Source organism: Plantactinospora sp. WMMC1484 (assembly GCF_049315195.1).
Classification (GTDB): domain Bacteria; phylum Actinomycetota; class Actinomycetes; order Mycobacteriales; family Micromonosporaceae; genus Plantactinospora.
The window spans coordinates 3,021,384-3,034,480 of the sequence record NZ_CP186055.1 but is presented as its reverse complement, the minus strand read 5'-3'; the positions used below and the strand labels follow the sequence as shown (position 1 = coordinate 3,034,480).

Here is a 13,097-nt window from a genome sequence, read left to right as displayed (position 1 = left end):
ATGGACATGCCCCCGGCACGCCCCGCCACCCCCGCACCCCTGGACGCGACCACCCTGCGCGAGCTGCTCGACACCGGCCGCGCACCCCGGGTGCTCGACGTCCGGACTCCGGCGGAGTTCGAGACCAGCCACATCCCCGGCTCCTACAACGTCCCCCTGGACCTGCTCAGAGAGCACCGCACCGAGTTGCGCTGCCACCTCGACGAGGATGTCGTGCTGGTCTGCCGCTCCGGTGCCCGCGCCGCGCAGGCCGAACAGACCCTCGCCGGAACCGGACTGCCGAACCTGAAGGTCCTCACCGGCGGCATCCTCGCCTGGCAGGCCGCCGGCGCACCGGTCAACCGGGGCAGGCCCCGGTGGGACCTCGAGCGGCAGGTACGCCTCGTCGCCGGCACGATCGTCCTGGTCAGCATCCTCACCTCGGTCGTGCTGCCCGGTGCGAAATGGCTGGCCGGTCTGATCGGGGCCGGGCTCGCCCTGGCCTCGATCACCAACACCTGTCTGCTGGGCACGCTCCTCGGCAGGCTCCCGTACAACCGGGGTGCGAGCTGCGATCTCGACACCATCGTCGGGCAGCTGCGGGATGGTACCGCCGGGCCCCGGTCGTGACCGCCGGCCTGGCCCAGACCCTCGGCCTTGCCGTCCTGATCGGTGTCAGTCTCGGCCTGCTCGGCGGCGGCGGATCCATTCTCGCCGTGCCGTTGCTGGTCTACGTCGCCGGCCTGCCTGCCAAGGAGGCCATCGCCACCTCGTTGCTCGTGGTCGGTGTCACCAGCGCCGTCGGCGTCGTTCCGCACGCCCGCGCCGGCCGGGTCCGCTGGCGCACCGGGCTCGTCTTCGGCCTCGCCGGCATGGCCGGTGCGTATCCGGGGGGCCGGCTGGCCGGCTACGTCCCCGCCGGCCTCCTGCTGACCGGATTCGCCCTGATGATGCTCGGTACCGCCGCCGCGATGATCCGGGGCCGGCGGGTCGACCGGCCGGTACGGCACGACGTGCCGGTGCTGCGGGTGCTCGTCGACGGCGTCGCGGTCGGCCTGGTCACCGGCCTGGTCGGCGCCGGTGGCGGCTTCCTCGTCGTACCCACACTCACCCTGCTCGGCGGCCTGCCGATGCCGTACGCGGTCGCCACCTCGCTGGTCGTCATCGCGATGAAGTCCTTCGCGGGCCTGGCCGGTTATCTCTCCACCGTCGACATCGACTGGAGGCTCGCCGCTGCGGTCACGGCCGCCGCGGTCGCCGGCAGCCTCGTCGGTGGCCGGCTCGCCGGTCGCATCCCGGAGAAACTCCTCCGGCAGGGGTTCGGCTGGTTCGTCGCGACGGTTGGGGTGCTCGTGCTCGCCCAGCAGCTCCCGGTCGAGCTGCGGACGAACCCGCTGCTCTGGACCGGCGCGGCGACCGCCGTCGGCGGCGCCGCCGCGGCCGTGGCCCTCCGGCACTACCACGAACGCCGACACCGCGGACGGCGACACCCCGGACGGCGACACCGCGAACGGCGACACCGCGAACGGCAGCACCGCGAGCATTGAGTTGGTCGAGAGTTCACGTGTCGTTCCGTGCCGGAACACGGCGCGGGGCGGCCGATCCCGCGACGAACCGGAAAGATCGAAGCCGATATCTCGCTGAGATCACCGGGCCGACGTCGCCGTGATCGGAAGGGACCTCATGATGAGCGGATCCTTGACCAGACGAACTCTGCTCGCAACCGTCCCGGCCGCCGGTCTGGCCATGGCGATGCCGGGCGTCGCCCGCGCGGAGGAGCTGACCTACGGCGCCTTTCGCATCGTACGTCGTCTTCCCGGCGTGCCCGGCCAGCCCGAGATCACGCTGCCCGCCGGCTACGAGATCGTGCCCGGCGCCACCTACTCCGTCGCCTCCCGCGCCGAGTACTACACGTTCGTGCGTGGCCCGCGGAACGCCGCAGGCATCGAGGTGAGGGTCCGGTGGCCGGACACGCCGGTCGAGGCGGTCGTCCACCAGGACCTTCGTCTGGCGATACGGCGCGATCGTGGCGACCGGCACAGTTTCACGTTCGCGCTGCCCATGACACAGCCGACGGCCGGCGCAAACCAGCCGACGCTCCAGGTCTGGAGCTTTCCCGACGTCTCCCCGGGCATGAACTACCGGATCGAACACAACGACCCCGACCGCGCCGCCGGGCCGTGGACGACGGTGCCGTGGCCGGGCGGCGCCGTCACGTCGGTGATCCACCAACTCGTGGCGGCACACGCGATCTGCCGGGATTCCGGCATGGTCGAGATCGCCGCCGCCAAGGGGCACCGGTTCGTCCTGATGGGATTTGAAACCAACAACACCCTGCACGCCGACAATCCGCCGCACTGGCACATTTCCTACAACTCCGGCCCCGACTTCAACTCGCCGACGCACAATCCGCACTTCTGGCTCGACGCGGCGGGGCGCAATTTCTACAACGGCATGGACGTCACCGGACTGGGGCGCCTGAAGTACTACGTCGGCGAGCCCGCCCCGCTCTACGACTTCGTCGGAGACGCGAACGGTGGCCGCGGCGACCTCGTGCTGACGTTCACGCTTCGCGAAGACGGCGGCATCGACATCCAGCCGGCTGCCGGCCCGGGCTACGCGATTGCGGCCGGACGCAACGGCGACCTGGTGGAGGAGGTCACCGCGCTGCGCGACGGCAGGCCCTGGTTGCGCATCACGACCAGAGACCGGGTCCGGCACGGTGTGCTGACGGTACGCGTCAGGGGCCTGCAGAATCCGGCCGAGTCGTACGCCCGGGTCTACCGGTACGACCGGCTCACGGGCGTACTGGTCACGGGCCGGCACTGACCGCTCCACGCCCACGTAGCGGAATCGCTCTTCGGTCCCGGTGCGACGTGCCGCGCCACGGCACATCGCACCGGGACGCTGCCCTCAGCGACGCACGACCGCCCGGTGGTCGTAGCAGTGGTCGTGGTCGTGTCCCCAGTCCCGGCGACCGCGCAGCTCGCCGGTGTCGTGCACGATGTCACCATCCACGATGGTCATGATCGGCCGGATGTCGCGCATCGCCGCGTCGCTGACCCTGAAGTAGTCCCGGTCGAGGACGACCAGGTCGGCTAGCTTGTCCCGCTCGATCGAGCCGAGGTCGTGCTCCCGGTTGAGATACCACGCGTTGCCCCGGGTGTGGGCGCGCAGCGCCTGCTGCCGGCTGATCTGCTGGCCTGGATTGATCTGCTCGCCGAGCAGGTTACGCCCGGTGGTCGCGTAGTGCAGCGAGAACCACGGGTTGTGCGGGGCGATGTGTACACCGTCGGCGTGCAAACCCATCCGGACGCCGCTGTCGAGGATCTGCTTGAAGAGCGGCCCGACCGGGAGCCCGTCGCTGCGGGGTGTGCCGCCCAGCCAGCGGAAGCCCGAGACGGAGACGCCACAGTTCAGTGCCTTGAGCCTGGCGAGCTGGTCGGGCGTGGCGTGGTCGGCGTGCTGGAGACCCCAGCGCAGTTCCTTGATGCCGAACTCCGCCTCCATCTGCTCGTACGCCGCGACGACCTGCTCGATGGCGGCGGTGTTCGTCGGGCTGCCGCCCTGGGCGTTCTCGTTGCGCCAGCGCGCCCGCGCGACGAGCCGTTGCGCCTCCCACCAGACCGCATAGCCGTCCGCGTTCGTCGGCTGGGCGAACGGGGCAGCCCACTCGCCGATGCCACCGGTGCGCAGCATCTCGTCGCCGAAGAACGGAAACTGGTTCTTCAGCCGCTCCCGCAGCTCGGGCAACTGCCGCTCCAGGCCGCCGAGTTCCGGAATGAAGCCCTGGTTGTGCAGGAAGTTGATCTGCAACCGCACGAACGCGAGCCCGTCGGCGTGCAACGCCAGCCAGCCGTCGTACATCCGGTAGTGGTCCAGGGTGGGCAGCCCGTGCGTCGGCTGCGGATCGAGCGAGGACGGATCCAGCGTCCCGGTCGCGGATGCGACGAGGGTCTGGTCCAGGATCGCGGTGACTCCGACGCTCGCCGAGTACGCCATGGCGTCCAGCGCGCTGCGCTGCTTGTCCTCAAAGGTCTGCCGGATCCGCAGGTGGTAGAGGGCCCGGTTCGCCATGTTCGGATTGCCGGTGGCGATCGTCCCGTCCACGCCGACGGTGACCGGGAGGTCGGTGATCGATTCGAAGAACTGCTTTCCGAGCGTGTTGACCCGGGCCGGGCCGAAGCCGCTCTGGTAGACGAGGACCGGCCGGTCGGATACCGCCGAGTCGAGCTCGGCGAGGGTCGGCAGTCGCTGCTCGGCGAACATGCGTGGCGTGCCGGCCCCCATCGCCGTGATGAACTGCCCCGGTGGCACGTCGCGGCGGCGCGCCGCGAGGTACCCGAGCACCTCTGCAACGTTCTTCGCGAGTTCCCACTCGGCGACGTGGTAGCCGGGCCGGTTCGCCAGGCTGACGAAGTGGCTGTGGCTCTCGACGAGCCCGGGTACGACCGTACGTCCACGCAGGTCGATCCTTCTCGCCGCGCCGCCGCGCTCGGCGTCCCGGCCGAGCGACGTGAAACGCCCGCCGCTGATCCGGACCGCGGAGACGACGGAGTTGCGGTCGTCCATGGTGTGGATCCTGCCGTTGACGAGGAGCAGGTCGTCCCGGCCGTCGTCGGGCCGGTGCGGGGCCGGGCGGGCGGACGCCAGCGCCGGCGGGCCGCCCATCGCGGCCGCCGCGGCCAGAGTGCCGCCCGTGACGATCAGCCCACGGCGGGACAGCGCCGATCCGGATCGCTCGCGCTCGTTCCCGATGCCGTGTCTGCTCTCGTTGCCGTGCTCGTTCCCGATGCCGTGTCTGCTCTCGTTGCCGTGCTCGGATGTGTCTGCCATTGAATGCTCCTGGATCAGGTGGTCGCTGCTTACCGTCCGTGCGCCCTGGCCCGGGTCGGGAGGGTGTCCTCCCGGGGTCGGGAGGATGTCCCGGCACACGTCCGCACAGGCGGAGTACGCCTCCGCACGGTGCCCTTGACGTCGCGCCGTGTCAGCAGTCGGGACCGCCGCGCCAGACCGGCACGGTCCGGCCATGGCAGTCGACGACGCCGGGGACCAGTTCGGCCGCGCGGTCCCGGCCCGCCGGCACGAACCATGAAGCCCGGCCGCCGGAGGGACCGGCGACGGGACAGGCCGGGGACGGGACGGGCACCGTCTCGACGGCGGTGCGGACGAGTCGGTCGGCAGAGCAGCTGTGGGGGTGGGGGTGGGGGTGGGGGTGGGGGTGGGTGGGAGAGAGATCGGTGCCCGGTCTGGAGGCGATGCCGACAGCGGACGGTCGTCCGTCAGTCGAATCAGACCGCAGGGGTACGTGGAGTGCCGCCGACGCAGACGTCAGACAGGGAAGCCGGCGGGAAGGAGCGCTTCGTGATTGACGACGCCATGGCAGTCCTCCGGAAGCCGAGCCGCTAGCCGCTCCACTGACGGACGATCGTCCGCCACACGGACGGCTAAGATCACAATGTTCCGCTCACCACGCGATGTCAAGACTCCGGACCGGCACAATCGCGCACCCACCGAGGTGCCGAGGCGGCGGCAGAGCGCGCCGCCACGCCGCCGTGCGGACGGCCCGGCGGGACGACGCCGGCCCGGGACCGGCAGGCCACCCGACCGGCCGCGCAGGCCGTCACCCGACCGGGCGTGCCGCCTCGGTCGATCGGCGCTCGCCGACCCGTGCCGGATGGGACAGACCAGGAAATCCCACACATCGCTTCCTGTCAATTAATGACGGACTCGGACATCCGGTGACTTTCCTGGAGCGTTGGGGGGCGGAAAACCGGACCGCTATGCTGCAAACGTGACTTCAAATCTCGATCACGCAGTGGCACTGGCGAGGCAGTTCCAGGTCGACAGCGTCCGGATGACGTCGTCGGCGGGTTCGGGGCACCCGACCTCGAGCGCCTCGGCGGCCGAACTCCTCAGCGTCCTCGTGACCAGACACCTGCGGTACGACTGGTCACGCCCACAGCGAGTCGGGAACGATCACCTGATCTTCTCGAAGGGGCACGCCTCGCCGCTGCTCTACTCGGTCTTCAAGGCCGCCGGAGTGGTCAGCGACGACGACCTCATGACGAAATACCGGCGGGCCGGCTCCGCCCTGCAGGGTCACCCGACCCCCGAGCTGCCGTGGGTGGACGTGGCGACCGGCTCACTGGGCCAGGGCCTGCCGATCGGCGTCGGCGTGGCGCAGGCCGCCCGGGTCACCGGCGAGTCGTACCGGGTCTGGGTGCTCTGCGGCGACAGCGAGCTGGCCGAGGGCTCCGTCTGGGAGGCACTGGACACGGCGGCCCGGTTCCAGCTCGGCAACCTGACCGTCGTCGCCGACATCAACCGCCTCGGCCAGGTCGGCCCCACCGAGTTGCAGTGGGACATGGACCGGTACGTGCGCCGGGTGGAGGCGTTCGGCTGCACCGCCATCGTGGTGGACGGGCACGACGTGGCGGAGGTCGACCGCGCCTACACCACTGCGGCCGAGTCCGACGGGCCGGTGGTGATCCTCGCCCGCACCAAGAAGGGCCACGGGTACGGCGAGGTCGAGAACGCCGACAACTGGCACGGCAAGCCGCTGCCGGCGGAAATCGCCGATCAGGTGATCGAGCAACTCGGCGGCGTCACCGACCTGCGCTTCACCCCGTTGCTGCCGGAGAGCGCCGACGACCGGCCGGAGCGCAAGCCGCAGAGCTACACGCTTCCGCAGTACGAGCTGGGCGCGAAGGTGGCGGTGCGGAAGGCGTTCGGCGACACGCTGGTGGCACTCGGCTCGGACGACAACGTGGTGGTCGCCGACGCCGAGGTGGGCAACTCCACCTACACGCTCCAGTTCGCCGCCAAGCACGGCGACCGGTTCTTCCAGACCTACATCGCCGAGCAGCAGATGGTGGCGACCTGCGTCGGCATGGACGTCGCCGGGCTGGTCCCCTACGCGGCGACCTTCGCGGCCTTCCTCTCCCGGGCCTACGACTTCGTCCGGATGGCCGGCGTCTCCGGCGTCAACATCCGGCTCTGCGGCACCCACGCCGGCGTCGAGATCGGCGAGGACGGTCCGTCCCAGATGGCCCTTGAGGACCTCGCCGCGATGCGGGCCGTGCGCGGTTCCACGGTCCTCTACCCCTCCGACGCGACCTCGACGGCGAAGCTGACCGCCGCGCTCGCCGACCGCGAGGGAGTGAGCTACCTGCGCGCCACCCGAGGCGCCTACCCGGTCATCTACGGTGCGGACGACGAGTTCCCGATCGGTGGTTCCCGGCTGGTCCGCTCCTCCGACGACGACGTGGTGACCGTGATCGCCGCAGGTGTCACCGTGCATCTCGCACTCCAGGCGGCCGAGACGCTGGCCGCGCAGGGTGTGCAGGTGAGCGTGCTCGACGCGTACTCGATCAAGCCCATCGACGACGCGGCGCTGGCCCGGAGCGCGGAGCGCACCCCGGCCGGTCTCGTGGTGGTCGAGGACCACTACCCCGAGGGCGGCCTCGGCTCGGCGGTCCTGGAGTCGCTCGCCCGCCAGGACGTCTCCACCCGGGTACGCCACCTGGCCGTGCAGGAGCTTCCCGGCTCCGGCACGTCGGTCGCCCTCTTCGGGGCGGCGGGCATCTCGCCGGAGAGCATCGCGGCGGCGGTTCAGGAGCTGGCGCCGCAGGGCTGACACCAACCAAGTCCGTACGGGGCCGGCAGGTCGACGACCTGCCGGCCCCGTCTCGTACGGGCCGGGGACGACACCGCGCTCGACACTCACCCTGCAGACGTCCACGGCGACCAGCCGTACCCCTCAAGCTCCCGCCGGTGCACGAACCATGCCGATCCATCGCGCCCACGGTGGACCGTGACCTGTCTTCCCGGATCTCGGCGACTCTTCTCGGATCTCGGCGAACTCTTCCCGGATCTCGGCGAACTCTTCCCGGATCTCGACCACGCGGAAATCGTCGCTTGGCGCTGACCACCGCAGCGGAACATTTGTCCAAGACACGCGACGAAGCGCCGGCGAGGCTTGCAGTCGGTGACCTGCGAGCGCGCAGTGATCCTCGGGCCGCTTGGCACGAAACGGTAGGAGACAGCCGATGGCATGGCGCATCCCCGGGTCGAGGACGACATGAGCTCCACGCCTGCCTCGACACTCCCGGCCTGGTACCGGCCGTCGGGCCCGCGCGCCGCGAGATCCTCGCCTTCGTGCGCGACCACCGACGATCGAGTGTCGCCGGTGCGGACACGAAAGGCAGAGAGGTGCGGACACGAAAGGCAGAGAGTTGACCTCCACCGACCTTGACCAGACGAGCCGGCAGTCCGTACCACCACCGAATATCGACCCCACCGCGAGACGAGGCCCGGCACGGTTGCTGGGTCCACATGTTCCGAGTCTCGCGGCCGTGGTGCTCCTGCAGGTCGCCGGCGCTGTAGCGGGTCTGGCACCGCTGCTCGCGGTCGTCGAGCTGGGTCGCGCCCTCCTGTCGCCCGGCCCGGTCGACCCGGACCACGTCTGGACCGTCGTGATCCTGGGGGCGGCCGGCCTCTTCGTCCGGCTGGTCCTCACCGCCGCGTCGTCGGGGCTCGGCCACTACCTCGACGGCAGGGTCCAGCTCTCGCTGCGTCGAGAGCTGGCGCGCGGCCTCGGACGGGCGCCTATCGGCTGGCTCTCCCGCCGCCGCAGCGGCGAACTGGCGAAGGTGGTCGGCGAGGACGTCAGCGCCGTGCACCCGTTCATCGCACACGCTCCCGGCGAGCTTGCCTCCGCGTTCGTCGTGCCGCTGGTGTCGCTGGTCTACCTGTTGACGGTGGACTGGCGGCTCACGCTGATCACCCTGCTCCCCGTGGTGCTGGCCATCGCACACGTTCCGCTGCTGATGACCCCGGCGCGCATGCGCGAGCAGCAGGACTTCGACGCGGCAATGGGCCGGCTCGCCAGCTCCGTCGTCGAGTTCGTGCAGGGCATCAGCGTGGTCAAGGCGTTCGGCGGTGCCGGGCGCGCCCACCGCACGTTCCTCACTGCCGCCGACGACTTCGTCGACATCTTCACCCGGTGGGTCCGCGGCGTCTCCGCAGTTGCCGCCGGGATGCAGTTGGCGCTGTCACCGCCGTTCGTGCTGCTGGTGGTGCTGGTCGGCGGCACGGTGCGGATCACGTCCGGCGGCATGGCACCGGCCGACCTGCTGCCCTTCCTGCTGCTCGGGTTGGGTCTGACCGCCCCCGTGGCGGCGCTCGGCCACGGCTTCGACGACATGCAGGCTGCCGGCCGGGCCGTCGGCCGCATCCGCGAGGTTCTCGAGGTGGATGCGCTGCCGGAGCCTGCACGCCCGGCCACTCCCCGGGACAACCGGGTGGAGCTTCGCGGCGTCCGGTTCGGCTACGACGACGGCCCCGAGGTGCTGCGCGGGATCGACCTGGTGCTCGAGCCGGACACAGTCACCGCCCTCGTCGGGCCGTCCGGCAGCGGAAAATCCACTCTGGCGCAACTGCTGCCACGGTTCTTCGACCCCGTCGACGGTTCGGTATGCCTCGGCGGCGTCGACCTGCGCGACATCGACAGCAGGGAGCTCTACCGCAGGGTCTCCTTCGTCCTCCAGGACGTCCGCCTGCTGCGCGCGTCCGTCGCGGACAACATCGCGCTGGCGGTTCCGCGCGTGGATCCCGACCACGTGACGCGCGCCGCCCGGCTGGCGCACATCCACGACCGCATCCTCGAACTGCCCCGCGGCTACGAGACCGTGATCGGCGAGGAGGTCAGACTCTCCGGCGGCGAGGCACAGCGCATCGGGATCGCGCGCGCCCTGGCGGCAGACACGCCCGTCCTGGTACTCGACGAGGCGACCGCCTTCGCCGACCCGCCGACCGACCGGGCGGTGCGTCAGACCCTGGCGATGCTCCGCGGCCGAACCGTCCTGGTCATCGCCCACCGCCTGGAGACCATCGCCGACGCCGACACCGTCGTGATGATCGAGGACGGGACGGTCGTCGAGCGCGGCAGGCCGACCGACCTGCTCGCCCGGGACGGGAAGTTCGCCGCGTTCTGGCGGGCCCAGCAGGCGGCGGTCGCCGATGCTGGCGAGATCCGCCGTGGTGCACCGGAAGGAGATCTCTCCCGATGATCAAGATGCTACTGCGTGTGCTCGGCGACGAGTACGCCAGGCCGATGCGCCACACCATCGCCCTGATGACCACGACCGCTGTGCTCGAGGGCCTGCTCTACGCGCTGCTGGTGCCCGTGCTGCGGGCGCTGCTCGGGAACACGCCGTCGGACGCCTGGCCGTGGCTGATCGCGTTCACGGTCTCCGTCGCGGTCTACGCCGTACTGCGCTACACCAGCGACCTGTCCGGCATGCGCGTCGGGACAACGATGCTACGTGGCATGTACCACGGCCTCGGTGCGCACCTCGCCCGATTGCCCATCGGCTGGTACACCGCCGCCCGGGTCGGCGAGGTCTCCGTCATGGCCAGCCGCGGCCTGCTCGCGGCGATGGGCGTATCGGCACACCTGCTCGGGCCGTTCGTCTCCGCCTGCGTGACCCCGTTGACGATCGTGGTCGTGGTGGCGGTGTTCCACTGGCAGATGGGGCTGGCCGCGCTCGTCGCGGCGCCGATTGTGGTGGTCATCCAGGTCTGGACCGCTCGGTTGACGGCCGCCAACGACGCAGACGACGCCGAGCGCGGCAACGAGGCCAGCGCCCGGGTCATCGAGTACCTGCAGGCGCAGCCGGTGCTGCGAGCGGGCGGTCGCAGCACGGAGCGGTTCCATCTGCTCGACGACGCGCTCCAGGGCGTCGAGCGGGCTTCCCGCCGCCAGACGATGTCGGTGCTGCCGGGCGCGGTGGGCCTCACGCTCGTCGTGCAGGCGACCTTCACCGCCTTGCTGGTCCTGGGCACCTACCTCGCGCTCGGCGGCGACGTCGGGGTCGCGGAGGTCCTGACCATTCTGGTGCTCGCTGCCCGCAGCGCTGACCCGCTGCTGTCGCTGTCGAACGTCGGCGGCAAGCTCCGCAGTGCCCGAGCCGAGTTGGACCGGCTCGACAAGCTGTTGCGCACCGAGCCGCTTCCCGAGCCGGTCCGGCCCGTCCGACCGCAGCGGTTCGACCTCGAGTTCGACGCGGTCACCTTTCGCCACGTCGACCGCGTGGTGTTCGACGGCGTGTCCCTGTCGGTGCCGCAGGGACAGCGGCTGGCCGTCGTCGGTCCGTCCGGCGCGGGCAAGAGCACCCTGCTTCACCTGCTCGCCCGGTTCTACGACGTGGAGGCGGGCGCCGTACGCGTGGGCGGTGTCGACGTGCGCGACGTCGACCCCGGTGTGCTGATGGCACAGATCGCCATCGTCTTCCAGGACGTCTACCTCTTCGACGGCACCATCGAGGAGAACGTCCGGCTTGGTCGCCCCGAGGCCAGCGAGGCCGAGGTGCGGACGGCGGCGACAGCCGCACGGCTGGACGAGGTCGTCGAGCGGCTGCCGGGCGGGTGGGCCACCAACGTCGGAGAAGGCGGTACGTCGCTCTCCGGCGGTGAGCGCCAGCGGGTCTCGATCGCGCGGGCGCTGCTGAAGAACGCGCCGATCGTGCTGCTCGACGAGGTGACCTCGGCGCTCGACCCGGCGCACGAGGCGGCCGTCCACGACGGCATCCAACGCCTGGCGGCGGGCCGGACGGTGGTGATGGTCGCACACCGGATGCGGACGGTCCCACGCGCCGACCGCGTCGTCTTCGTCGACAACGGCAAAATCGTCGAGGACGGCAGCCACGAGGAGCTACTGGATCGCGGTGGCCGCTACGCCGACTTCTGGGCTGTTTCTCTGCCATCGGTCGCCGCTGTGTGAGTGGGTGCGTCGCCGGGCGTCGGCACACTCACCTGGCCGACGCATGCCAGCCGCAGCTCCGTGAGGTACGCCCGCGGGGAGCCAGGGGCAGCGATTCCAGGCAGGCCGACGCGTGGCTGAGCCAGCCGCCGCGCTCAATGACGGCCGCATGTTGCTCCTCACGCGGCGTCATGCCACATAGTCGGTGACGTGGAGGAGCACATGACCGTGGGGCGAGTGGCGGAGTTGGCCGGTGTCAGCGTCCGCACCCTGCATCACTATGACGAGATCGGCCTCCTGAAGCCCTCCACGAGGACCGCGGCCGGGCATCGGGCCTACTCGGCGGAAGACGTGGAGCGACTCCGCGAGGTGCTCGCCTACCGGCGGCTCGGCTTCGGACTGCGGGAGATCGCGGAACTGGTCGACGATCCGGCTACCGACGCGGTCGCGCACCTGTGCCGGCTGCGCGGCCTGCTGATGGACCAACGCGACCGCGCTGCCGCCATGGTGACGGCCCTGGACAGGGAATTGGAGGCACGAGCCATGGGAATCCGGACGACGCCGGAGGAGCAACTGAGAGTGTTCGGCGCACAGTTGTACGACGCCATCGGATCCGCCTACCCGGCGACGCGGCGCACGGAGCCGCGAATCGCCGCTCGCATCTGGGATGCGCTGGGGGACGCACGGACGGTGCTGAACGTCGGGGCGGGCACCGGCTCCTACGAGCCCCCCGACCGCGATGTGACGGCGGTGGAACCGTCGGCGGTCATGCGGGCGCAGCGTCCCCCTGGCGCGGCGCCGTGCGTGGCTGCCGCCGCGGCGAGCCTGCCGTTCGAGGACCAGTCCTTCGACGCCGCGATGGCGGTCAGCACCGTCCATCACTGGCCGGATCCGATCGCCGGGCTGCGTGAGATGCGGCGCGTGGCCCGCCGCGTGGTGGTGTTCACCTACGACGCCGACGACACCGGCTGGCGTCAGCGGTTCTGGCTCACCCGCGACTACCTGCCCGAGTTCGCCGACCTCCTCGTCGGCTGGCCGTCCCTGGCAGACCTGACCCGCGCGATCGGAGGACGCGCGGAGCCGGTCCTCGTCCCCTGGGACTGCGCTGACGGCTTCTTCGAGGCACACTGGCGCCGGCCGGAAGCGTACCTGGAGGAACATGTACGCCGCGCGGTCTCGGTATGGACCAGAGTCGGGCCGCAGGCTGAGCAACGGGCGGTCAGTGCCCTTCGCGAAGACCTCTCCTCGGGACGGTGGGCCGCGCGCAACCGGGACCTCGTCGCCCTCGACACGGCGGAGCTTGGCCTCCGCCTGCTCGTGGCCTGAACCGATCGGCCGTGCCAGGTATTCATAC

Annotated in this window: 8 protein-coding genes; 7 read left to right on the top strand and 1 reads right to left on the bottom strand. The window is 70.8% G+C overall.

From position 1 onward, the window contains the following. Positions 1–6: 6 nt before the first annotated feature. The 3 genes from ACN28C_RS13430 (at position 7) to ACN28C_RS13420 (ending at position 2,808) form a co-directional block, all read left to right on the top strand. Positions 7–609: a rhodanese-like domain-containing protein gene (locus ACN28C_RS13430; protein ID WP_422774650.1), complete on the top strand. Its 603-nt coding sequence runs from the start codon at positions 7–9 to the stop codon at positions 607–609. After that, a complete protein-coding gene (locus ACN28C_RS13425; protein ID WP_422773798.1) occupies positions 606–1,526 on the top strand; it encodes a sulfite exporter TauE/SafE family protein in 921 nt (306 codons plus the stop codon). Before ACN28C_RS13430 ends, ACN28C_RS13425 begins: the two co-directional genes overlap by 4 nt. 151 nt (positions 1,527–1,677) lie before the next feature. After that, positions 1,678–2,808 carry a hypothetical protein gene (locus ACN28C_RS13420; RefSeq protein ID WP_422773797.1) on the top strand — a complete coding sequence of 377 codons (1,131 nt, stop codon included), beginning with the start codon at positions 1,678–1,680 and terminating at the stop codon, positions 2,806–2,808. A gap of 84 nt (positions 2,809–2,892) precedes the next feature. Here the strand turns inward: ACN28C_RS13420 and ACN28C_RS13415 are convergent, their stop codons facing one another. After that, a complete protein-coding gene (locus tag ACN28C_RS13415) occupies positions 2,893–4,815 on the bottom strand; it encodes an amidohydrolase (protein WP_422773796.1) in 1,923 nt (640 codons plus the stop codon). A 958-nt stretch (positions 4,816–5,773) separates the two neighbouring features. Between ACN28C_RS13415 and ACN28C_RS13410 the strand changes: the two genes are divergently transcribed. The 4 genes from ACN28C_RS13410 (at position 5,774) to ACN28C_RS13395 (ending at position 13,069) form a co-directional block, all read left to right on the top strand. After that, complete coding sequence (locus ACN28C_RS13410; RefSeq protein WP_422773795.1) at positions 5,774–7,618, top strand: transketolase; 1,845 nt, start codon at positions 5,774–5,776, stop codon at positions 7,616–7,618. A 718-nt stretch (positions 7,619–8,336) separates the two neighbouring features. Beyond that, on the top strand, positions 8,337–10,052 hold the full coding sequence (locus ACN28C_RS13405; RefSeq protein WP_422773794.1) for an ABC transporter ATP-binding protein: 1,716 nt from the start codon (positions 8,337–8,339) through the stop codon (positions 10,050–10,052). Beyond that, positions 10,049–11,764: an ABC transporter ATP-binding protein gene (locus ACN28C_RS13400; RefSeq protein WP_422773793.1), complete on the top strand. Its 1,716-nt coding sequence runs from the start codon at positions 10,049–10,051 to the stop codon at positions 11,762–11,764. Before ACN28C_RS13405 ends, ACN28C_RS13400 begins: the two co-directional genes overlap by 4 nt. Positions 11,765–11,953: 189 nt before the next feature. Further along, positions 11,954–13,069: a MerR family transcriptional regulator gene (locus ACN28C_RS13395; RefSeq protein ID WP_422773792.1), complete on the top strand. Its 1,116-nt coding sequence runs from the start codon at positions 11,954–11,956 to the stop codon at positions 13,067–13,069. Positions 13,070–13,097 lie beyond the last annotated feature (28 nt).